Annotated in this window: 15 protein-coding genes and 1 riboswitch; of the genes, 11 read left to right on the top strand and 4 right to left on the bottom strand. The window is 68.3% G+C overall.

The genetic code is table 11. The features are described 5' to 3' along the window. The first annotated feature begins 24 nt into the window (after positions 1-24). The 3 genes from HALZIN_RS0101975 (at position 25) to HALZIN_RS16655 (ending at position 1,756) form a co-directional block, all read left to right on the top strand. Entirely contained in the window at positions 25-1,128 is a 1,104-nt protein-coding gene (locus tag HALZIN_RS0101975; RefSeq protein ID WP_031382578.1) for a malate dehydrogenase, read from the top strand. A 32-nt stretch (positions 1,129-1,160) separates the two neighbouring features. Beyond that, entirely contained in the window at positions 1,161-1,322 is a 162-nt protein-coding gene (locus HALZIN_RS17760) for a hypothetical protein (RefSeq protein WP_328286625.1), read from the top strand. 197 nt (positions 1,323-1,519) lie between these two features. Further along, a complete protein-coding gene (locus HALZIN_RS16655) occupies positions 1,520-1,756 on the top strand; it encodes an XRE family transcriptional regulator (protein ID WP_231663112.1) in 237 nt (78 codons plus the stop codon). 50 nt (positions 1,757-1,806) lie between these two features. On the opposite strand, the gene ilvD is transcribed toward HALZIN_RS16655, so the two are convergent. Beyond that, positions 1,807-3,498 (bottom strand): dihydroxy-acid dehydratase, encoded by a 1,692-nt coding sequence (ilvD, locus tag HALZIN_RS0101960; protein WP_031382577.1) that lies wholly within the window; start codon positions 3,496-3,498, stop codon positions 1,807-1,809. 148 nt (positions 3,499-3,646) lie between these two features. Further along, positions 3,647-5,044 (bottom strand): sodium:solute symporter family transporter, encoded by a 1,398-nt coding sequence (locus HALZIN_RS0101955; protein ID WP_031382576.1) that lies wholly within the window; start codon positions 5,042-5,044, stop codon positions 3,647-3,649. After that, positions 5,034-5,151, bottom strand: a riboswitch (TPP riboswitch). (Overlaps the previous gene by 11 nt.) Before the next feature lie 197 nt (positions 5,152-5,348). Here HALZIN_RS0101955 and HALZIN_RS0101950 point away from each other — a divergent pair. Next, positions 5,349-6,026 (top strand): hypothetical protein, encoded by a 678-nt coding sequence (locus HALZIN_RS0101950; protein WP_031382575.1) that lies wholly within the window; start codon positions 5,349-5,351, stop codon positions 6,024-6,026. A gap of 80 nt (positions 6,027-6,106) precedes the next feature. Here HALZIN_RS0101950 and HALZIN_RS0101945 read toward each other — a convergent pair whose 3' ends face one another. Beyond that, positions 6,107-7,606 carry a CoA-acylating methylmalonate-semialdehyde dehydrogenase gene (locus HALZIN_RS0101945; RefSeq protein ID WP_031382574.1) on the bottom strand — a complete coding sequence of 500 codons (1,500 nt, stop codon included), beginning with the start codon at positions 7,604-7,606 and terminating at the stop codon, positions 6,107-6,109. 109 nt (positions 7,607-7,715) lie between these two features. Next, complete coding sequence (locus HALZIN_RS0101940) at positions 7,716-9,218, bottom strand: protein adenylyltransferase SelO (protein ID WP_031382573.1); 1,503 nt, start codon at positions 9,216-9,218, stop codon at positions 7,716-7,718. Between the two features lie 242 nt (positions 9,219-9,460). Here HALZIN_RS0101940 and HALZIN_RS0101935 point away from each other — a divergent pair, with 242 nt between their 5' ends. The 7 genes from HALZIN_RS0101935 (at position 9,461) to recD (ending at position 23,512) form a co-directional block, all read left to right on the top strand. Then, positions 9,461-10,306, top strand: coding sequence for an AlkA N-terminal domain-containing protein (locus HALZIN_RS0101935; protein WP_051907329.1), 846 nt, complete (start codon positions 9,461-9,463; stop codon positions 10,304-10,306). Position 10,307: 1 nt separating this feature from the next. After that, complete coding sequence (locus HALZIN_RS0101930) at positions 10,308-10,823, top strand: methylated-DNA--[protein]-cysteine S-methyltransferase (RefSeq protein WP_051907328.1); 516 nt, start codon at positions 10,308-10,310, stop codon at positions 10,821-10,823. 80 nt (positions 10,824-10,903) lie between these two features. Continuing rightward, a complete protein-coding gene (locus HALZIN_RS0101925) occupies positions 10,904-11,737 on the top strand; it encodes a hypothetical protein (RefSeq protein ID WP_031382570.1) in 834 nt (277 codons plus the stop codon). Positions 11,738-11,859: 122 nt separating this feature from the next. Then, complete coding sequence (locus tag HALZIN_RS0101920) at positions 11,860-12,834, top strand: siderophore-interacting protein (RefSeq protein ID WP_031382569.1); 975 nt, start codon at positions 11,860-11,862, stop codon at positions 12,832-12,834. A 336-nt stretch (positions 12,835-13,170) separates the two neighbouring features. Then, positions 13,171-16,938: an exodeoxyribonuclease V subunit gamma gene (recC, locus tag HALZIN_RS0101915; protein ID WP_035575081.1), complete on the top strand. Its 3,768-nt coding sequence runs from the start codon at positions 13,171-13,173 to the stop codon at positions 16,936-16,938. Beyond that, positions 16,935-21,077 carry an exodeoxyribonuclease V subunit beta gene (gene recB, locus HALZIN_RS0101910; RefSeq protein WP_035575080.1) on the top strand — a complete coding sequence of 1,381 codons (4,143 nt, stop codon included), beginning with the start codon at positions 16,935-16,937 and terminating at the stop codon, positions 21,075-21,077. The genes recC and recB overlap by 4 nt, the downstream gene beginning before the upstream one ends. Further along, positions 21,074-23,512 (top strand): exodeoxyribonuclease V subunit alpha, encoded by a 2,439-nt coding sequence (recD, locus tag HALZIN_RS0101905; RefSeq protein ID WP_084173270.1) that lies wholly within the window; start codon positions 21,074-21,076, stop codon positions 23,510-23,512. Before recB ends, recD begins: the two co-directional genes overlap by 4 nt. Positions 23,513-23,536 lie beyond the last annotated feature (24 nt).

Here is a 23,536-nt window from a genome sequence, read left to right as displayed (position 1 = left end):
CCAACCAGCCTTGGGAACCCAATGATGAAACGCCCCTTCCGCATCGCCGTCACCGGCGCCGCCGGTAGCATCAGCAACTCGTTACTCTTTCGTCTCGCCGCCGGCGAGGTCTTCGGCACCGATCAGCCCATCATCTTGCAGCTGATCGAGCGCAGCGAAGCCATGGAAGCGCTACGCGGTCTGGCCATGGAGCTCGAGGATTGCGCCTTCCCGCTGCTGCATGCCGTGCGGCTGCACGACAACCCGGAAGACGGCTTTCGCAATGTGCATTTCGCCTTTTTGATCGGCGCCAAGCCGCGTGGCCCGGGCATGGAGCGTGCCGATCTGCTGGCCGCCAACGCCGAGATCTTCAGCCGTCAGGGCCGTGCGCTCAACGACCACGCCAACCCCGACGTCAAGGTGCTGGTGGTCGGCAACCCGGCCAATACCAATGCGCTGATCGCCAGTCGCAACGCGCCCGACCTGTCGCCGTCGCAGTTCACCGCGATGAGCCGGCTCGACCACAACCGCGCCAAGGGCATGATCGCCAACCGCACCGGCTTCAACACCGCCGACATCCGCAAGGTCGCCGTGTGGGGCAACCACAGCGCCAGCCAGTTTCCCGACGTGCGCAACGCCGAGGCGATGGGCGAACCGATCTGGCCCGGGCTCGATCACGACTGGGTCGACAACACCTTCATTCCGCGCGTCCAGAAGCGCGGCGCCGAGATCATCGACGCCCGCGGCCAATCCAGTGCCGCCTCGGCCGCCCAGGGCGCCATCGATCACATGCGCGACTGGTACATGGGCACGCCCGAGGGCGACTTCGTCAGCATGTGCATCGTCTCCGACGGCAGCTACGGCATCGCCAAGGGCATCGTGTTCTCGTTCCCGGTGCGCTGCCGCTACGGCCGTTACCAGATCGTCCAGGGCCTGCCCATCGACGACGCCGCCCAGAAGCGCCTCGACGCCACCGAAAAGGAGCTGCTCGAGGAGAAGGACGCGGTCAAGCACCTGCTGCCGGCCGAGACCGAGGACGCGCACAACAACCTGAGCGTCAGCCTGCGCTCCGGGGCCAATCGTTACGGCGAGGAAGACCGTGACGACGACAGCGAGGCCTGCGTGCTGCGTACCGATCGGGTCATCTAACGCACGCCCCTCCCGTTGCACGGCGCAACGCCGTGCAACGGTATTCCCCTGCCGAGCGCCTGCCGCGGCCGGGCGAGCAGGACCTGGCCGATCGCGATATCGCCAACGCGGTGATGTACGCCATCAGCCAGCCCCAACACATCGACGTCAACGAGATCCTGGTGCGCCCCACGCCGCCACGCGACGAGATTTGACGCCTCGCGACGGTAGCGGCCGATGCGCGGCAAGATGCCCCTGAAAAAGCTTGAATTTGCACTGGTCGCGCGGGAAAAAATTGCGCATGCTTGAGGGGTCCGATTGTCACTTCTGGAGCCTCATGGACGCGGTACGACAAACCGGCAACTGTGCCTCACGCGCACAGTGCCGCAAACGGGACTTCGATGTTCGAGACATGGAACATCGCACCCGTCTGATGCGCATAGTCACTCGCCGCATCGCCCTTTCAGAACTCGGCAACCGTGAAATCGCCCGGCGCGCCGGCATCCCCTCTCAGCGCATCAGCGACCTGCTCGCCGGTCGTCTGGAGCATTTCTCCGCCGACGACCTCCAGGCGATCCGCGATCGGGTGGAAAGCGTCGTCGACGACGGCGAGTCAACCCCGAGCGTAGCCACGGCCACGCCACCCTGAGGAGCCTGTGTCGGGCTGGGCGCTGACCCGTTGTGGATCGCGGCCATCGGCTACTCCGGCAGGTCCGTCACCGCTCCAAGCGATGCCGAACTCACGGTGCGCGCATACTTGGCCAGCACCCCGCGCCGATAGCGCGGTTCGGGCTGGCGCCAGGCCGCGCGGCGCAGCTCGAACTCGTCGTGACTGAGCGCGACGTTGATGGTGTCGGCCTCGGCATCGATGGTGATCTCGTCGCCATCCTCGACCAGCGCGATCGGCCCGCCGTTGAACGCCTCCGGCGAGACGTGGCCGACCACGAAACCGTGGCTGCCGCCGGAAAAGCGGCCATCGGTGATCAACGCCACCCGATCGCCCAGCCCGCGCCCCATGATCGCCGAGGTCGGGGTCAGCATCTCGCGCATGCCCGGCCCGCCGCGCGGCCCTTCGTAGCGGATTACCACCACCTCGCCGGCGACCACGCTGCCGTCGTTGATGCGCGCCTGGGCCTCCTCCTCGGAACCGAACACCCGCGCGCGGCCGGTAAAGCGCGTGCCCTCCTTGCCGGTGATCTTGGCCACCGCGCCCTCCGGCGCCAGGTTGCCATGCAGGATGCGCAGATGGCTCTGCGCCTTGATCGGCGCATCGAGCGCCGCGATGATCCGCTGATCGTCCGGGTACGCCGCGACCTCGGCGAGATTCTCGGCCAGCGTCTTGCCGGTCACCGTCAGGCAATCGCCGTGCAGCAAACCGGCCTCGAGCAGCGTCTTCATCAGCGGCTGGATGCCGCCGATCGCCACCAGTTCGCTCATCATGTAATGCCCGCTAGGCCGCAGGTCGGCGAGTACTGGCACGCGCCGGCCAATCCGCGTGAAGTCGTCCACCGAAAGCTCGACGCCGATGGCGCTGGCCATCGCCAGCAGATGCAGCACCGCGTTGGTCGAGCCGCCCAGCGCGATGACCACGGTGATGGCGTTCTCGAAGGCATCAGAGGTCATGATGTCGCTGGGCTTGAGGTCACGCTCGAGCAGCGCGAGCACCGCCGCCCCGGCGGCACGGCTGTCGTCGCGCTTGGTGTCGGAGACGGCGTTCTGCGCCGAGGAGTTGGGCAGGCTCATGCCCAGCGCCTCGATCGCCGAGGCCATGGTATTGGCGGTGTACATGCCGCCGCAGGCGCCCGGCCCGGGGATCGCCGTCTCCTCGATCTGCTTGAGCGCGATCAGGTCGATGTCGCCGCGCGAGTGGGCGCCCATCGCCTCGAACACCGAGACGATGTCGGTGTGATTGTCGCCCGGCAGGATGGTCCCGCCGTAGACGAACACGCTGGGCCGATCGAGCCGCGCCAGGCCGATCATGCAGCCCGGCATGTTCTTGTCGCAGCCGCCGATCGCCACCAGCCCGTCGAAGCCCTCGCAACCAGCCACCGTCTCGATCGAGTCGGCGATCACCTCGCGCGAGACCAGCGAGTACTTCATGCCCTCGGTACCGTTGGCGATGCCGTCCGAGATGGTGATGGTATTGAACACCACGCCCTTGCCGCCGGCCTCGTTGGCTCCCGCCCGGGCCTGCTCGGCGAGTTCGTCGATATGACTGTTGCAGGGCGTGACCTGGCTGGCGGTGGAGGCGATGCCCACCTGCGGCTTGCAAAAATCGTCGTCCTCGAAGCCCACCGCACGCAGCATCGCGCGGCTGGCCGACTTGCCAGGGCCGTCGACCACCGGGCTCGAATAGCGACGACGCGGGTCGGCGTGGGGTTCATCACTCATCACGGCTACTCCCTGAACTGGTCACGCGGGCGGGTCTGTTGCGAGGCTGCATAACAGCCTAGCCGACTCAGTCTGAAAGCGCGGCAGTCCGCTTGCAAACTGCCTCCGGTCGCTGAGTGGCACAGCGGGCAGCCAGCGAGCCAGCCGATCACTGGGCCGACAGCGCCCTCACCGGCCGCACCCAGGCGACCAGCGCCGCCACCAGCGTCGAGGCCGTCAGCGCGCCGAGAAACGGCGCCAGGGTCGGCGCGCCGCCCGGGAAGCTCGCCGCCAGCAGACCGCCTGCCAGGCTGCCCTGGGCGATCCAGCCCGGCAGCACCGCGCCGCTCAGCCCGGCCAGCCCACCGGCCACCGCCGCGGCGGTGCTCATCCGCGACCAGAGCCCCAACAGCACCGGCACCACCGCCGTGGCGCATAACAGATCGGCGATCAGAAACAGCCGCAGCACCGACACGCCCTGCAGCGCCACCAGCATCGCCGGCACCATCAACGCCAGGGTGATCCAGCGCGCCCCGCTCAGCGACAGCCCGCGTCGGTCGAGGCTGTCACCCTCGCCGACCAGTAGCGAGGCGATGCCATTCTGCAGCGTATCGACACTCGAGGCGACCAGCGTCACCGCCAGCACCAGCGCCAGCAGGCTCAGCCAGCCTGGAGCCGCGATCAGCAGGGCGAAGAACGGCATCGGCGGCTCGCCGAGCCGGGCCTCGCTCAGCGCCGCGAGGATTCCCAGCCCGCCGACGACGGCGACCACCACTACCGTCGTCACGGCGCCGAGTACGGCGCCGCGTCCCAGCGCCCGGGAATCGCGGGCGGCCCAGATGCGCTGCCAGTAGCCCTGGTGGAACAGGTTGGCTGCGGTCACCGCGATCACCAGCGTCAGCGCCACCCCCAGCGCATCGCCGAACGCGACGTCGGGCAGTGCGGCCGAGGCCGGCAACGCGGGCATTCGCGCCAGCGCCACGCCGCCGACGACCAGCAGCAGCGCGCTCAGCAACAGCGCCTGCCAGCGGTCGGTGACCAGACTCGCACGCAGCCCGCCCCAGGCGGTATAGGCCAGCGTGGTCACCGCCACGGCGACGATCGCCACGCTGCCCGACAGCGGCGAGAGCAATTCGGTGATCCCGCCGATGGCGCTCAACTCGGCGGCCAGGAAGCAGGCCATGTAGAGTACCGAGATCAGCGCCACATAGCGGCGTACGCCACTGCCGAACCGCGCCGCGGCGAACTCGCCGATGCTCCGGCCTTCGGGCAGGCAGCGGCGGATCGCCGGGCCGCACAATGCCAGCACGAGAAACGGCAGCGCCGAGCCGATGGCGTAGCCGGCCAGCGCCACCGGGCCGACGAAGGCCCCCACTTCCGGCGGGGCGAAGAGAATCCACGCGCCCATTCCCGAGGCCAGAAACGACAGCCCCAGGGTGGTGGCCGGCTGTGAATTGCGCGCGGTCATGTAGTCGTCGAGCGCCTCCCCCGCGCGGCTCGCGCGCAGTCCCAGGATGGCAAACAACAGCAACGCCGCAGCGAGCGCGGCCAGGGTCGCGTAAAACATGTCGCACTTCCTCCGCCGGTATGAACCGGATCAGGTTCCAGGGTCAGCGCTTTCGTAAAGCCGCACTCTCAGCCCGCCCTGTGGACAGGACTCCCCTGGCGACAGTGAATGTAGATGTGTCGATTAAAGATTAACGCCGCAGCGCCGATAACCCAAGTTATGGCAAATTGTCGTAACCTCGGATGTGCCGGGCATAGCGTCCGGCCTGGCGGTGCTGCATGAACCGCCGGCTCAACGTATCATTCGACGGTCTGAAACGATGACACAACAACGAAGAATAACGCAGACATAGGGTCCAAGCGCCATGCCTTATCACGAAGCCAACGAGCATGCCCCCGGCCGGCTGCATGCGCTGTTCGCCGATCCCTACCAGGCGTTCGGCAATCACGTTCATGCACGCTGGGACCACCTGCCGGTCGCTCTGCACGCTCTGCTCGACCGCCCGCTGGCCGCGGCCGACCTGAAGGTGCGGGTGATCCACGGCTGGGAAAACGGCAACTTCCAGCTCGGCGAACTCAATCATAGCGATCATGCCCTGCGTAACCTCGCCGACCTGCGCCACGTCGAGGCCCGCTATCGCCAGGCGCGACGCGACGGCCAGGCGCTGCCCTGCGACGACCGCTCGCTGCTCGAAAGGCCGCTGGACGACGCGATCGCCCAGGCCGAGCAGGCCGGCCAGGCGATAGACGAGCTGACTCGCAGCACCCCGGCGCGCTGGCCCGCGTTCGACCAGGGGCTGCTTCTCTATACCTTCTTCAAGATCTATCATCGCCTTACCTACGGCGAGGACGACGTCTACCGCTCGATCCGCTGCCTGACGACTTCCGGGCCCTGCGAGGTCCACGAATTCCACCTCGAAGAGGGCGAGTTCGCCATCGTCACGCCCGCCGAGGGCGAGCCGCAGGCCACGACCCTGCTGGTGCTTCACGAAAGCCAGCTCGAGCCGGTCATTCAGTTGCTTCAGAGGTGCCGGATCGTCTAGACGCACTGACTCTTTGTTTCTCTCAACGCAGGACGGCCCCGTCTCCGGCGAGACGAGGCCGCGTTACAGCATGGTACGAATCAGCCCATCGAGATGGTGCTGTTGATTCCCGAGGAGACGTTTTCCGGCTCGAACCAGCGCGCGGTGACGGTCTTGGTCTGGGTCCAGAACTGGATCGCCTGCTTGCCGTTGGGCCCCAGGTCGCCGAGCTTCGAGGCCCGCGAACCGGTGAAGCTGAAATACGCCACCGGCACCGGGATCGGCACGTTGATACCCACCTGGCCGACGTCGATGTCGCTCTCGAAGCGCTTGGCCACCCAGCCGGAGTTGGTGAAGATCGAAGTGCCGTTGCCGTTGGGGTTGGCGTTGATGAACGCAATGGCGTCGTCCAGCGTGTCGACACCGACCACGCACAGCACCGGACCGAAGATCTCCTCGCGATAGATGGCCATGTCGGCGGTCACGTCGCTGAAGAGGGTCGGCCCGACGAAGTTGCCGTCCGGATAGCCGTCGACGCTCAGGCCGCGGCCGTCGAGCTTGAGCGTAGCGCCTTCGGCCTCGCCCTTGCCGATCAGCGCCACCACCCGCTCGCGCGCCGCCGGCGACACCAGCGGGCCCAGGTCGGCGTCGCGCTGGGTGCCGGGGCCGACGGTCATGGCGCGGGACTTGTCGACGATCTCGTCGAGCCACTCGCGCGCTTCGCCGACCAGCACCAGTACCGAGTTGGCCATGCAGCGCTGGCCGGCGGCGCCGAACGCCGAGCCCAGCAGGTTGTTGATCGCCTGGCTGCGATTGGCGTCGGGCATGATCACGCAATGGTTCTTGGCGCCCATCATCGCCTGCACGCGCTTGCCGGCGGCCCCGGCGCGGGCGTGGATCTGTGTGCCGACCGGCGTCGAACCGATGAACGACACGGCCTTGATGTCCGGGTGGTCGCACAACCGGTTGGCGACCTCGGGGCCGCCGTGCACGACGTTGAGCACACCGGGCGGCACACCCGCCTCATGGGCCAGCTCGACCAGCCGCATGGTCGACGACGGGTCCTGCTCGGAAGGCTTCAAGACGAAGGTGTTGCCGGTGGCGATGGCCAGCGGAAACATGAAGCACGGCAGCATGATCGGGAAGTTGAACGCGGTAATCCCCGCGCCCACGCCCAGCGGCTGGTTGAGCGAATAGACGTCGACGTCGCTGGCGGCATTCTCGGCGATTTCGCCGAGCTGCAGCGAGGTGATCGAGCAGGCATGCTCGACCACTTCCAGGCCGCGCCCCACCTCGCCCTCGGCGTCGGGCAGGGTCTTGCCGTGCTCCTCGGTGATCAGCGCCGCCAGCTCGCCGGTGTGTTCGCGGATCAGCGCCTGGAAGGCGAGCATGATGCGCATGCGCTTGGCCAGCGGCACCTTGCGCCAGGTCTTGAAGGCGACCTGGGCGCTGGCCACCGCAAGGTCGACCTCCTCGACGCTGCAGAACGGCACCCGGGCGACGACCTTCTGGGTCGCGGGATCGATCACCTCGCGCCAGTCACCGGACTGCGACGGCACGGGCTTGCCATCGATATAGAGGGCGATATCTCGGACGGACATGCGGGCGGCTCCTGTTGTGATTGTGGCTGTCGCTAACATTCTTGCTATGGCCAGTTTACGCGCACGGCAACCCCGCACAACGCCTGCCCGCGTACGACTTTCGTCCGCCTCAGGTGCCGCAGAAGGTGCGCAGCACCTGCTCGCTGGGCGCGGCGGGCAGCGCGTACTCCTCGCGCCCCGGCTGCTCGTCGAAGGGTCTGGAAAGCACCTCGCGCAGCGTCTCGAAGGGCCCTAAGTCGCCGTCGTCCGCCGCCGTCAGCGCCTCCTGGACGCGGTGATTGCGCGGGATGTACCTGGGATTGGCCGCGCGCATGCGCCGGGCGATCTCGTCGGGCTCGGCCGCCTCGCGCGCCAGCCGCTCGCGCCACCGGGCGAGCCAGGCCTGGATCGGCTCGCTGCGTTCGAACAGCTCGAGCAGTACCGGTTCGGCCTCGGCCGAGGCCGCCACGTCACCGAGTTGCCGGAAAGTCAGGGTGAAGTCCGCGCGCCCCGCCTGCATCGCCTCCAGCAGTGAATCGACGAGCTCGCCGTCGCCCGCCTCCTCGCCGGTCAGGCCGAGCTTGGCGCGCATCACCGCGAGTTTCTCGGCCTCGAAGCGCCCCGGATAGGTCTCGATCACCTGGGTGGCTCTGGCAATGGCCTGCTCCTGGTCCGCGTCGATCAACGGCAACAGCGTCTCGGCCAGCCGCGCCAGGTTCCACTGACCGATGCCCGGCTGGTTGCCGTAGGCGTAGCGCCCGCCCTCGTCGATGGAACTGAACACGGTGCGCGGATCGTAGGCCTCCATGAACGCACAGGGACCGAAATCGAGGGTCTCGCCGGAGACGCTCATGTTGTCGGTGTTCATCACTCCATGGATGAAGCCGACGCCCATCCAGCGGGCGATCAGCGCCGCCTGGCGGGCCTGGACCGCCTCGAGCAGCGCCAAATAGCGCTCGCCCTCGGGACGGTTGAGATGCTCGGTGTCGGCGAGTTCGGGCTGCAGTTGTGGATAGTGGCGCTCGATGACGTGGTCGGCCAGCGCGCGCAGGCCGTCGATATCGCCGCGCCCGGCGAAGTATTGGAACGTGCCGACGCGAATGTGGCTCGCTGCCACGCGGGTCAGGACCGCCCCCGGCTCGGGGATGCGCCGAACCACTCGCTCGCCGGTGGTGACCGCCGCCAGCGCCCGGGTGGTAGGAATAGCCATGGCGTGCATCGCCTCGCTGACCAGGTACTCGCGCAGCACCGGACCAAGCGGCGCGCGCCCATCGCCGCCGCGCGAGAACGGCGTGCGTCCGCCGCCCTTGAGCTGGATGTCGCGCAGCCGCCCCTGGCGGTCGGTGACCTCGCCGAGCAGCACCGCCCGGCCATCGCCCAGACGCGGCACGAAGTTGCCGAACTGATGCCCGGCGTAGGCCATCGCCAGGGGCTCGGCGCCGTCGGGCACGCGATTGCCCGAAAACACCTGGGTGGCCAGCGCCGCGTCGTAGGCGTCCAGGTCGAAGCCCAGCTCCTCGGCCAGCGGGCGGTTGAAGGCCACCAGTTGTGGCGAGGCAACGGGCACGGGAACGAAGCGCTCGTAGAAGTGCGCTGGCAAGCGGACATAGCGCAGGGTGAACGTGGGTAACATCGAGCCTCCCGAATGACCGATGGTCATCGCCATCGGCGAAATGAACGCGTTATCTTGAGAATAGGTGATAGCGGGCAACGCACTTTGCAAGTGTGCCGGACAGTCACTCGAGTGCCGATTCCGGCGAGTCCATGGCGGGCAACGCGATACACTGATCGCCAAGATGGCTATCGTTTGAAGGAGAACGCCGTGCTCGACCCCGAACGCTGTCGCCAGGCGCGCCTGTCGCGGGACGCATGGGCATGAACCCCGGTGAGCTGCGCCGCCGCGCCGCGAACGGCGGCCGCGGGCTGACGCTGCAGCTGGCCTATCGCCCGCCCTATGCCTGGGAGCGGCTGCGCGATTTCCTCGACCAGCGCTCGATCAACGGCCTCGAGTGGGTCGGCGACGACCATTACGGTCGCTGCTTTGCCTGGCAAGGGGCCAAGGGGCATTTCACCGCGCACCACGAGCCGCAGCATCACCGCTTTTCGGTGACCCTCGAGCTCGATCGGCTGGCGTCGCTCAAGGCAGTGGTCGGCAACATTCGTCGGGTGCTCGACCTCGACGCCGACAGCACCGCCATCGAGGCCCACCTGGCCCAGACGGCCCCGGGGCTCAAGCTGGTCGAAGGCCTGCGCCTGCCCGGCATCTGGAGCCAGTTCGAGGCCGGCATCAAGGCGATTCTCGGCCAGCAGGTTTCGGTCGCGGCCGCCCGCAGGCTGGCCCAGATATTGGTCGACACGCTGGGTGAGCGTGAGGATGAGGCTGCTAGCGAAGGGCGTCGCCGCTTTCCCGAGCCGGCCGCTATCGCCGCCAGCGACCTGGCCTTTCTCGGTATGCCGGGCGCGCGGCGCGACACGCTGCGACGCCTGGCCGAATGGCATCTCGCCCACGGCCACGACGAGGACGCCCAGGCCTGGTTGACGCTCAAGGGCATCGGCCCCTGGACGGTGGATTACGCGCGCATGCGCGGCGCCAGCCACCCCGATATCTGGCTGGGCGGCGACCTGGGCGTGAAGAAGGCGCTCGGCGAGCTCGACGGGGCCGATCCCGCCGCCGCCTCGCCCTGGCGCAGCTACCTGACCTTCCAACTGTGGAACCGCTGACATGACCCTCGACACTCTTCACTATCTCGACTATCTTGCCGCGCCTTCGGACTCGCCCATCGGCCTGCTGGAGATTCGCGCCAGCGACCAGGGCATCACCCACATCCGCTTCGTCGACGAGGCCGCGCATGACGCCCGCCCTCATCCGCTGATCGAGCGCTGCAAGGCCCAGCTCGCCGAATACTTTCGCGGCGCGCGACGGGAATTCTCGCTGCCCCTCGCCCCACAGGGCACCGCGTTCCAGCAGCGCGTCTGGCAACGCCTGCGCGAGGTGCCTTTCGGTGATACCTGCAGCTACGCGACGATCTCGCGGGACATCGGCTGTCCCAACAGCCACCGCGCGGTGGGCGCCGCCAACGGCCGCAACCCGCTGGCGATCGTCGTGCCCTGCCATCGCGTGATCGGCAGCAACGGCCAGCTGACCGGCTATGCCGGCGGGCTACCGCGCAAGCAGTGGCTGCTGCGGCTCGAGGGCGTGAGTCTCGCCGCCTCGGACGATCTGTTCGCCAGTTCATGAGTCACTGAAAATGTAGACCCTGACAGCTGCCACCGACCTGGGCGAGAATGCCCCAGACCGCCCCCGAGAGACCACTCACGATGACACGCTCCTTCTGGCTGGCGGCCAGCCTGCTGTTGCTGGCCGCCCTGGCCTGGCTCGAGGCGCCGCAGTTTTGGGCGCTGGCCACCCTCGACGATGCGCTCGGCAACGCCTTCGCCGCCTTCGCCATCGCCCGGGGGCTCAACGCCACCATCTCGGTACTGCAGTCCTCGACCGTCGACCTGCAAGTATTCCAGATCTCGGTCGGCGAAGCGCTCGACCCGGCCAACGACATGATCGAGCGCTTCTCATGGGTGATGTTCGCCGCCACCGGCTCGCTGGCCCTGCAGAAGCTGCTGCTGGGCATTTCAGCCAACGTCGTCATCAAGGCGCTGGTCAGCGGCGCTTGTATACTGGCCGCGGTACTGGTGGCGCTGCGCGCGCGGGTCGGGCAGGCGGTCGCGCTCAAGCTGGCGCTCGCCTGCGTGTTCCTGCGCTTCGCGGTGCTGCTGGTGGCGCTGGCCAGCGGCCTGGCCAGCGAGGCGTTCCTCGACGAGCCGCGCCAGGCCACCATGAGCCAGCTGGAAACCACCGAGGAGCGCCTGGCGGAGATCGCCGACGAGCGGATCGCCGGTCAGCAGGACGCCCAGAGCTGGTGGCAGCAGCTCAAGGGCAGCCTGGACAACCTGGTCGGCAACCCGGTAGCGAGCGTGGTCGACGGCTTCGACGCGATCACCGACAAGGTCGTCGACCTGACGATGATCTTCATCACCCAGACGGTGCTGTTTCCGCTGGGCTTTCTGTATCTGCTCTACCGCCTGGGCGGGCGACTGTTCGGCCAGGCGCGCCTCGGCGGGCGGTTCGAGCGCCGCCGGCTGCCGCCCAGGGAGTGAGCGGAGATGACGGCGTTCCCGGCGGGTACGTCACTTTGCCTCGGCGGGAAACCAGGCAAGCGGTCAATTGAGAATGGTTATCAGAAGTGATAGCCTGCTGCGATCGCAACGGGGAATGCGCCATGGCCGCACAGCAAAGCTACCGAATCTTCGACGTCACCCTTTCCCGGCGTACCCCGATCAGCCCGTCGCTGGTCCGGTTCACCTTCACCGGGCCGGAGGTCGGCCAGATGGCCACCCATGCGCCGGACCAGCGCATCAAGCTGTTCTTCCCCGCTCCTGAAGCCGATAGCGAACCCGGCGTCCAGAGCGGTCTCGATGCCCTGTTGGAGATCGCCAGGCAGAAAGAGCACGACTGGTACGGCGCCTACCGTGCCCTGCCCGACGCCCAGCGCCCGCCGATGCGCACCTACACCATCCGCGAACTGCGCCCGGCCCGCGCCGAGGTCGACGTCGAGTTTGTGCTGCACGGCGACAACGGCCCCGCCTCGCGCTGGGCGATGCAGGCCCGGCCCGGCGATCGCCTGGCGATGACCGCCCCGGTGGCCGATACGGACGCCGCCCCGGTGGGCTTCGAATGGAAGCCGCCGCGCGGAGTGCGACGCATCCTGGTGGTGGCCGACGAGACCGCCCTGCCGGCGGCGGCCGGCATTCTAGAAGAGCTCGCCTCGCGCTCCGATCGCCCGCTGGTACAAGCGCTGGTCGAGGTGCCGAAAGGCGGCGACGAGCAGCCGTTGACGCCCACCGCCCAGGTACGCTGGCTGCCGCGCGACGCCGCCCCCGGCTGCGTCCACGGCGAACGGCTGCTGAGCGCGGTGCGCGATCTCGACCTGAACCGGGAAATCCGTGCCCTGGGCGGTGAGCCCGGGAGTACCGCCGGAAGTACAGAGAGTGCCGACATCGCCGAGGAGACGGCCGACGATTGCCTGTTCTGGGAAGCCGCGAGCGTCGACGACAGCGCCCCCTTCTACGCCTGGATCGCCGCGGAAACCAAGGTGGCGCGGGGCATTCGTCGCTACCTGGTCAACGAGTGCGGGCTGCCCAAGCGCTACGTCACCAGCATGGGCTACTGGTGCGAGGGCAAGGTGCTGGGTTAGCAACGCTGCCGCCATGGCTACGTCGCCCGCGAGGGGGCGAATATCTTAGCGATGCCGAGCATCGAACCAAGTGACTTGAATCTGGAGCTATCGAAGAACGACTAGCGCCTTTCCCGGCTAGTCATAGCACTGTTTCAAGGCTATCAGCGATGTGAGAAGTTCGGATGTAATCCGCCCTCAGGGCCGGCATGTGAGCTTGCAGTCGTTGTAACGTCTCGGCTCGGTTCATCGTCGATACCTCCGCTCAAGTTACGATAACACGCTTCTTCCCTTTGCTCCCGTCGTGGGTTGGGGCACCATAACTGCTGCTCATTTATCCAGTCATGCAGGATCGCCATGCCCCTCGCCTCGTCGCCCGACCTCCAGCCCGGCTTCATGGCCATCCACGGCAACCGCCTGGAAGACCTGCGCGGCGTGGCCGTGGAGTGGATGAAACGCCACCCGCTGGCGCCGCTGGAAGACGAGGTAATCCTGGTCCAGAGCAACGGCATCGCCCAGTGGATGAAGCTGGCGCTGGCCGCCGATGAGCGCGACGGCGGCACCGGCATCGCCGCCGCGCTGGACATCACCCTGCCGGCGCGTTTCCTGTGGCAGGCCTATCGCGCGGTGCTCACCCACGTCGAGAACGACCCCGGCGCCGTGCCGGCCACCTCGCCGTTCGACAAGTCGCGCCTGGTGTGGCGGTTGTGGCGATTGCTGCCGGAGCTGATGGCGCGCGATGTCTTCGCCCCGCTGCGCCAGTTCCTCGACGGCGACGACGACCTGCGCAAGCACCACCAGCTCGCCGAGCGCCTGGCCGACCTGTTCGATCAGTACCAGGTCTACCGCGCCGACTGGCTGGACGCCTGGAGCCGCGGCGAGGACGTGCTGATCACCGCCCGCGGCGAGTACCGGGCGCTGGACGAAAGCCAGTGCTGGCAGCCGGCGCTTTGGCGGGCGCTGATCGAGGATGTCGGCGACGACGGCGTCGCCTCCAGCCGCGCCATGGTGCATCGGCGCTTCCTGGAGGCGGCGCGTCATCTGGATTGCGACGCCCGTCCGCCCGGGCTGCCGCGCCGGGTGATGGTGTTTGGCATCTCATCGCTGCCCCAGCAGACGCTCGAGGCGCTGGCGGTCATCGCCCGCTGCTGCCAGGTGGTGCTGTGCGTGCACAACCCCTGCCAGCACTACTGGGCCGATATCATCGAGCACAAGGAGCTGTTGAGGGCAGCGAGTCGTCGCCAACGCCGCAAGCCGGGCATGCCCACGCAGCTCGACGTGCTCGGCGATGGCGACGGCGAGGCCGGCCTGCACCTGCACGCCCAGCCGCTGCTGGCCGCCTGGGGCAAGCAGGGTCGCGACTACCTGCGGCTGCTCGACGAGCACGACGACAGCCAGCAGTACGAAGGCTTGTTCGCCGCCGAGGCGCTGCGCATCGACCTGTTCGAGCCGTTCGTCGACAGCCGCGGCGAGCAGCGCCTGCTCAACCAGCTGCAGGACGACATCCGCGAGCTGCGCCCGCCCCACGAGACCCGCGAGACCTGGCCGGCGGTGGACACCCGTAGCGACGACTCGATCGTCTTCCACCTCGCCCACGGCCCGCAGCGCGAGGTCGAGATCCTTCACGATCAACTGCTCGCCGCGTTCAGCGCCGACCCCGAACTGCGCCCGCGCGACATCATCGTCATGGTGCCGGACATCGACCAGTATGCGCCGCACATCCAGGCCGTGTTCGGTCAGTATGAAAAGAGCCAATACGCGCGGCGCCAGGACGCGCCCGGCGATCCGCGCTTCATTCCCTACACCCTGTCCGACCAGGGCAGCCGCCACCGCCTGCCACTGCTGATCGCCCTGGAAACGCTGCTGCGCCTGCCCGAATTGCGGGTCTCGGTGAGCGACCTGCTCGACCTGATCGACGTGCCGGCGCTGCGCGAGCGCTTCGGGCTCAAAGAGGACGACCTGCCGACCCTGCGCCACTGGATTCAGGGCGCCGGCATCCGCTGGGGGCTGCACGGCCGCCAGCGCGAAAGCCTCGACCTGCCCCACGGCATGGAGCAGAACACCTGGGCCTTCGGCCTGCGCCGGCTGCTGCTCGGTTACACCGTGGGCGAGGCGGCCAGCGGCCCCTGGCAGGGGATCGAACCGTTCGACGACATCGGCGGGCTGGAAGCGCAGCTCGCCGGGCCGCTGGCCAGCCTGCTGGAAACCCTCGAGCGCCAGTGGCACGCGCTGCGCGAGCCCACCGACGTCAATGGCTGGGTGCAGCGGCTGCGCACGCTGCTCGAGGAGAGCTTCAGCGGCGACGACGCCCAGGACAGCCTGATGCTGGCCCAGCTCGAACTGGCCCTGCAGACCTGGCAGGAGAGCGCCGAGGAAGCCGGCCTGACCCGCGAACTGCCGCTTTCCGTGGTGCGTGAGCACTGGCTTGCACAGATCGACGAACACAGCCTGTCGCAGCGTTTCATGGCCGGGGCGGTCAACTTCGCCACGCTGATGCCGATGCGCGCGATCCCCTTCAAGCGCGTCTGCCTGCTGGGCATGAACGACGGCGATTACCCGCGCAGCCATCCGCCGATGGACTTCGACCTGATGAACGGCGACTACCGCCCCGGCGACCGCTCGCGCCGCGAGGACGACCGCTACCTGTTCCTCGAGGCGCTGCTCTCGGCCCGCGACCAGCTCTACGTCAGCTGGGTGGGCCGCAGCATCGTCGACAACAGCGAGAAACCGCCCTCGGTGCTGGTCGGCCAACTGCGCGATCATCTGCGTGCCGGCTGGCGCTCCGCCCACGACGAAGCGCTGCTGGACGCGCTGACCAGCGAGCACCCGCTGCAACCGTTCAGCCGCGTCTACTTCCCGACCCCGGCGGCGCTGGCCGAGCGCGGCGTCGGCCAGCGCCGGTTGATCACCTACGCCCATGAATGGCGCGCGGTGCACCCGACCGAGCTGGATTCGGATCTCGAACGACGCCAAAGCGTCACTAGCGAAGACGAGACAAGGCAAAGCCCGCCGAGAACGCGGAGTTTACAAGCCGTAAATGAGCAGTTCGAGAAGGGCTTTAACACCGTATCGTCGAGCTCAGTAGCTTTGCGGCCGTTCGAGCAGGACACGCCGCTGACGCTGGCCCAGTTGGGCAACTTCCTGCGCGACCCGGCGCGGGCCTTCTTCACCACCCGGCTCAAGGTCACCCTCGAGCGCGAGGACCTGGTCAGTCTCGATCATGAGCCTTTCGCCCTCGACGGGCTCACCAACTGGCAGTTGCAGGACGAGCTGATTCAGGTACAGCGCCGCGCCGTGGACCACGGCCAGCCGCGGCTGCCGGCCCTGCACCAGGCGCTCGAGCGCCTGCAGGGCCAGGGCGTGCTGGCGATGGGCGCGTTCGGCAGCCGCATGCGCGAGCAACTCGTCGAGCCGATGGAGGCGCTGTTCGACGCCTACGCAGCCGCGCTCGAGGCCTGGCCCCACGCCATCGACGAGCCCGAGGCGGTGCTGCTCGACGTTCCCGGCGCGGCGCCGCTGGAAGACTGGCTGGACGGGCTGCGGCTGAACGCCGACGGCGAGCGCTGCCGCCTGGTGCTGACCAGCAGCAGCCTGATCAAGAAAGGCAGGTATCACTGGCATCACATCCTGCGCCCGTGGGTCGCGCATCTATCGGGCCATCTGGATGGCCAGCCGATGACCACGCGGCTGCTCTCCAAGGCCGGCCACGTCACCCTGCCGCCGCTCGAGCCCGCCACCGCCCGCGCCCACCTCGTCGAGCTGATCGCCGCCTGGCAGGCCGGCATGCGCGAGCCGCTGCCGCTGGCCAGCGGCAGCGCCTTCGTCTGGCTCAGCAAGTTGGGCTCTTCACAAAACACGCCGGACAGCGAGCGCGACGGCGACGCCTGGCAGGCCGCGCGCAAGCAGTACGAGGGCGACGGCTACAACGCCGGCGAAGTCGACCGCAACCCGTATCTCGCCCACCGCTGGCCGAGCTTCGCCGCGCTGCACGATCACCGCCGCGACGCCTTCGGTTTCGCCGAGCTCACCGAGCGGCTGCTGGCCCCGGTGCATCGCGCCGTGAAAGGAGACAAGCCGCAGCGGGGCAAGCCGGAAAAGGACGGCAAAGCGGGAGGCCAGCCATGAGCGACGTCACGCAGCTCGATCCACTCAGTTTCCCTTTACATGGCAGCCGGTTGATAGAAGCCAGCGCCGGCACCGGCAAGACCTTCACCATCGCCCTGCTCTACGTGCGCCTGGTGCTCGGCGCGCGTCACGACGACGACCAGGCCGCCTTCGAGCGCCCGCTGACCCCGCCCGAAATCCTGGTGGTGACGTTCACCAACGCCGCCACCCAGGAGCTGCGCGAACGGATTCGCGCGCGGCTGGTGGAAGCGGCGGGGGTTTTTTTAGCAGAAATGCCTGCCGACGATGCCGCGACTCCGGAGGCAGGCCTGCGCGAGGGCGCTGTAAACCCATCCGTGAGCGCTACTTTTTCCCTCCTTGGAAAAAGACCCTCGCTCCAACCTGCCCCCGGCACCGCTGTCGCAAATGACCCGCTGCTTCTCGCCCTGCGCGACCAGTACGACCCGGCCGTCTGGCCGGCCTGCGCGCGGCGTCTGCAGCTCGCCGCCGAATGGATGGACGAGGCCGCGGTGTCGACCATTCACAGCTGGTGCTATCGCATGCTGCGCGAGCACGCCTTCGACAGCGGCAGCCTGTTCTCGCTCGATCTGGAAAACGACCAGACCGAGCTGGAGCTCGAGGTGGTGCGCGACTACTGGCGCAACTTCTACTACACGCTGGACGGCGAGGTGCTGGCCAGCGTGGTGCGCCACTGGGACGCCCCCGAGGCGCTGCACCAGGCGGTGCGCGACCTGCTGCCCGAATGCGCGGCGCTGCCCAAGGACGCCCCGCCACCCGCCGAGGCCGTCTCCCGCGCCCAGCATGAGGCCGCCCGGCGCCTGGCGGAGCTCAAGGCGCCGTGGCCGGCCTGGCTCGACGAGTGCGAGACGCTGTTCGAGAACGCCGCCAGGCAGAAGGCCTTCAAGGGCCAGAGCTTCAACGCCAGAAGCCGCGCCAACTGGTTCGGTGCGCTGCGCGAATGGTGCCAGGACGATGCCATCTGGCCGGGGCTGACCGATGCCGCCTGGAAACGCCTGACCCCGGCGGGCATGGCCGAGATCTGGCTCGAGGGCGAACCGCCGGATCACCCGGCGCTGGCCGCGCTGGAGGCGCTGCAGGGCGAGCTGCGGGCCCTGCCCGACCCCTACGCCGACCTGCTCACCCATGCCGTGCACTGGTGCCGCCAACGACTCGACCGCGAGCAGCAGCGGCGCGCCGAGATGGGCCCCAACGAATTGCTGACCCACCTCGACCGCGCCCTGGCCGGCCCCAACTGCGAGGCGCTGGGCGCGCAGATCCGCCGCCAGTTCCCGGTGGCGCTGGTCGACGAGTTCCAGGACACCGACCCGGTGCAGTACCGCATCTTCGACTGCGTCTATCGTATCCGCGAGAATCGCCGCGGCTCTTCTGAAACCCGGGGGGTGTTCCTGATCGGCGATCCCAAGCAGGCGATCTACGCCTTCCGGGGCGCCGACATCCACACCTACCTGCGCGCGCGCCGCGATACCCAGGGCCGCCACGTCACCCTGGGCACCAACTTCCGCTCCAGCACCGAGATGGTCGCGGCGGTCAATCGCTGCTTCGCGCATGCCGAAAGCCACCCGCCCGGGGCGTTCCTGTTCAAGGAACGCGACGGTGGCAATCCAGTGCCTTTTATCGGCGTCGATGCCAAGGGCCGCAAGGACGCGCTCACCGTGGACGGCCGGCCGCTGCCCGCCATGACGCTGTGGCGGCTCGACTGCGACGAGCCGCTGTCCAAGACCGCCTACCACGGCGAGATGGCCGAGCGCTGCGCCTCGCACATGGTCGAGCTGCTGGAGCAGGGCCAAAGCGGCCGCGCCGGGTTTATGGAAAGCGGCCGCGCCGGGTTTATGGAAAACGGCCGTGCCGGGTTTATGAATAGTAACCGCGCCGGTTTCCAGGGTGGGGACAAACACGCCTTCAAGCCGCTCAGGCCCTCCGACATGGCGGTGCTGGTCAACGGCCTGGGCGAGGCGCGGGCGATCCGCCAGGCGCTGGCGCGGCGCGGGGTGAAGAGCGTCTACCTTTCCGACAAGGACAAGGTGTTCGCATCATCCATGGCCTCGCAGCTGGAAGCCTGGCTGCACGCCTGCGCCGAGCCCGACGACGCCCGCAAGCTGCACACCGCCCTGGCGATGCCCGCCCTGGGGCTAAGCCTCGCCGAACTGAACGACCTTGGCTCTTCACAAGGACATGATGAGCTGGCCTGGGAAGGCCGGGTCATGCAGTTTCGCGACTATCATCGGCTGTGGCGCAACCAGGGCGTGCTGCCCTTGGTACGCCGGCTGATCAACGACTTCGAGATCGCCACGCGGCTACTCGAAGGCGGCCCGGCCAGCGAGGGCGAGCGCCTACTTACCGATTTATTACACCTCGGCGAGCTGCTGCAGCAGGCCAGCCAGGAACTCGACGGCGAGCACGCGCTGATTCGCTTTCTGGCCGAGTCCATCGCCCGCCCCGCAGGCCAGGGCGACGCCCACAAGCTGCGCCTGGAAAGCGACGCCGACCTGGTGCAGGTGATCACCATCCACAAGTCCAAGGGGCTGGAGTATCCGCTGGTGTTCCTGCCGTTCATCTGCGGCCACCGCCCGACCAGGAAGGACGATTCGCCGCTGCGCTGGCACGACGCCGAGGGCCGGCTGCATATCACCCTGGAGGCCGATGACGAGATGCTGGCCATCGTCGACCGCGAGCGCCTGGGCGAGGACCTGCGCAAGCTCTACGTCGCCCTGACCCGCGCGCGCCACGCCACCTGGCTGGGCATGGCGCCGCTCAAGGGTCTGGAAGGCAGCGCCATCGGCCAGCTGCTCGACAATGGCAACCCCATCGACCCGGCCGGCTTCGACGCCGCGCTGGCTCGGCTCAAGGGCCTCGGCGACGATGCCTGTCCGAACATCCAGATCGAGCCGGCGCCGCCGGCCCATGCCCGCGTCGTCGAGCTGGCCGGCGTCGATGACGCCCTCGGCGAGGCGCCCACCCCCACGCGGCCCGCCCGCGAGCACTGGTGGATCGCCAGCTACTCGGCGCTGCGCATCTCCGCCGACGGCGCGGCGGCGGGTGCAATCGAGCCCGCCCCAGTAAGCGCTGACACTCTCCACAGCGCCCCGCCCATGGCGCCTGCCGATATCGCATCCATCAGTCCGGTCGAGGGTGCGACGCTGCCCGAACCGGCCAGCGCGCTGGAATCCACCGCGCTGGAAGTGATCGAAGAACCTCGTGACAGGTCGCCATTCCTTGAGGAACGCCATCGAGCGACGGCCAGACAAGGCACTCTCTCGCGAGAAAGCGGAGTTTACATGCCGGTAAATGAGCAGTTCGAGCGAGAGAGTAACGCCGTATGGCCGCGCGCAGATCGTTCCTTGCATCGGTTTCCAAGAGGCCCGGGGCCCGGGACTTTTTTGCACGGCATACTCGAATGGGCCGGCGGGCAGGGCTTCGCCAGGGTGGCCGCCGACCCCGCCGCCCGGGAGGACGCCCTGGCGCGGCGCCTAAACCTGCGCGGCTGGTCGCAATGGCTGCCCACCCTGCACGAATGGTTCGGCGCGCTGCTGACCACCACGCTGCCGCTGCCCGCGCCGGGCCAGACGGCGGCAACGTTCAGGCTCGATTCGCTGGCCACCTACCAGGTCGAGATGGAATTCTGGTTCGCCGCCAGCCGCGTCGACACCCGTCGCCTGGACGCCCTCGTAAGCGCTCACACACTCGCTGGCACTCCGCGCTCGCCCCTCGACCCCGATACGCTCAACGGCATGCTCAAGGGCTTCATCGATCTGGTGTTCGAGTGCGAGGGGCGCTATTACGTCGCCGACTGGAAATCCAATCACCTGGGCCCGGACGACGCCGCCTACAGCCCCGAGGCGATGCGCCTGGCGGTGGCCGAGAAGCGCTACGACCTGCAGTTCGCGCTCTACCTGCTCGCCCTGCACCGGCTACTCGGATCGCGCCTGCCGGATTACGACTATGACCGCCATATCGGTGGCTCGCTGACCGTGTTCCTGCGCGGAACCAACGCCGAGGGCCACGGCGTGTATGCCGAGCGCCCGCCCCGTGAGCTGATCGAGGCAATGGACGCGCTGTTCCGGGGCCACGACCACACGGCCGCCGAGCGAGCGCCGACCGACACGGAGACGCCGGCATGACCAAGCGCGCGCCTGGTAAAGACAAACAAGGTAAAGGCAAGCACGACGCCACCCCCGACCTGTTTGAGGACCTGGACGAAGACCCGCTCGTCCAGGCCGAGCCGGGCGAAGCGAGCGAGGCCCCGCCAACCGCCGAAGACGAAACGGCCGACGTGGCCAGCGCTACAGACGGCACGGCCCCGAACCCGGCGCTGCAAGACATCGACGCGCTGCTCGCCCTGCTCGACCGCTGGGTGGAGCGCGGCTGGCTGCGCGCGCTGGACCGTGCCCTGGCGGTGTTTCTGCATCGCGAAGTGAGCGACGACTCGCCCCTGCTGCTGCTCGCCGCCGCGCTGGCCAGCCATCAGCTCGGACGCGGCCATGTTTGCCTGGATCTTGCCCAGACCCTGGCCGCGCCCAACCTGGCGCTCTCGCTACCGCCGGAAGGCGACGACCTCAGCGACCCGCCGCCACTGCCCAGCCAGGTGCTGGAAGGGCTCGAACTGGAACGCTGGCGCGCCGCGCTCGACCACCCGCTACTGGTCGCCGACGGCCGCGACGACCATTCCGGCAACACGCCGCTGGTCAGGCTCGACGGCCCCGGCAGCGCCCGGCTCTACCTGCGCCGCTACTGGCAGTACGAACAGGACATTCGCCGCCAGATAAGCGCCAAGCTCGCGGCGAACGAGTCCGATGCCGGTGGCTCGGCTCACGACCCCATCGGGAACAAGTTCCCTCCCACAAAACCAGGCCACCACCCAGACTCCCAGCCCGCTGCCAGCCGTGGGAGCGAACTCGTTCGCGATGCATCGGCCGCCCAACTTCGCCAGGCCCTGGACGCACTGTTCCCCGGCGACATCCGAGCGCCCGGCCCCGACTGGCAGAAGATCGCCTGCGCCCTGGCCGCCCGCGCGCACTTCGCGGTGATCACCGGCGGCCCCGGCACCGGCAAGACCACCACCGTGGTCAAGCTGCTCGCCCTGCTGCAATCGCAACAGCTCGCCCACACCCAGCGCGCGCTGCGCATTCGTCTAGCCGCGCCCACCGGCAAGGCCGCCGCGCGGCTCAACGAGTCGATCGCCGGGCAGGTCGGCGGCTTGAGACTCGACGGCGTCAGCGACGACCCCGAGGCGCTCAAGCGGCAGATTCCCACCGAGGTGACGACGCTGCACCGCCTGCTCGGCTCGCGGCCCGACACGCGCCACTTCCGCCACCACACCGGCAACCCGCTGGCGCTGGACGTGCTAGTGATCGACGAAGCCTCGATGGTCGACATCGAGATGATGGCCGCCGTGCTCGGCGCCCTGCCGCCGCGAGCGCGGCTGATCCTGCTCGGCGACAAGGACCAGCTCGCCTCGGTGGAAGCCGGCGCGGTGCTCGGCGATCTGTGCCAGCGAGCCGAAGGCGGCCACTACAGCCCGGCGACCTGCCAGTGGCTCCAGCGCGACGAGTACCGGGATGCGAACGGCCAGCCGCTCGACCAGGCCATCGCCATGCTGCGCGTCAGCCATCGCTTCGATGCCACCAGCGGCATCGGTCAGCTCGCCCAGGCCGTCAACGCCCCGCTGACCGGCGATCATCAGCCCCGGGACAAGAAGCACGCCATCCGCGAAGTATTCCGGAGCGCTTACGCCGATATTGCCCGCCTCGCCCTGGCGGATGCCGACGACCCGGCCTTCGAGCGGCTGGTGGTCGACGGCAACCCGGCCGGCTTCGTCAACCGGGGCACGGGCCGGCAGCACCGCGGCAACGAACTCGCCCCACCCACCGGCTACCGCCACTATCTCGAGGTGCTCAAGCGACAGCGCCCCCCGGCCGGCAGCGACCCACAGGCACAGCGTGAGGCGTTTGATACCTGGGCGCTGGCCGTGCTTGAGGCGCACAACCGCTTCCAGCTCCTATGCGCGCTGCGCAAGGGCCCGTGGGGCGTGGAAGGCCTGAACCTGCGCATCGGCAAGGCGCTGCGCCGCGAGAATCTGATCAGCGCCAACGACCGGGAGCTCGAACGCGGCTGGTATCTTGGCCGCCCGGTGCTCGTCACCCGCAACGACTACGGCCTGGGCCTGATGAACGGCGACATCGGCATCACCCTCGCCCAGCCGCACCCGCAAGAACCGGGCAGAAACGTGTTGCGCGTCGCCTTCCCCACCGCCAATGCCGACAAGCCCATCAAGTGGGTACTGCCCAGCCGCCTGCAGGCGGTGGAAACCGTGTTCGCCATGACTGTGCACAAGTCCCAAGGCTCGGAATTCACTCACACCGCGCTGCTGCTGCCCGATGCGCCCAACCCGATCCTGACTAGAGAACTGGTCTACACGGGCATAACACGCGCCAGGCACTGGCTGACCCTGGTGGAAACCGGGCGCGGCATGCTCGACGAGGCGGTGACGAGGGAGGTGGTTCGGATCAGTGGGTTGGAGAGGTTACAGTCACACAGCCACGCCAGGCTTGGCTGACAAGACAAAGCGTGTGGTTTTCCA

This window comes from Halomonas zincidurans B6 (assembly GCF_000731955.1).
GTDB lineage: Bacteria > Pseudomonadota > Gammaproteobacteria > Pseudomonadales > Halomonadaceae > Modicisalibacter > Modicisalibacter zincidurans.
Note: the sequence above shows the minus strand (reverse complement) of the source record. Positions and strands in the feature narration are given on the sequence as shown.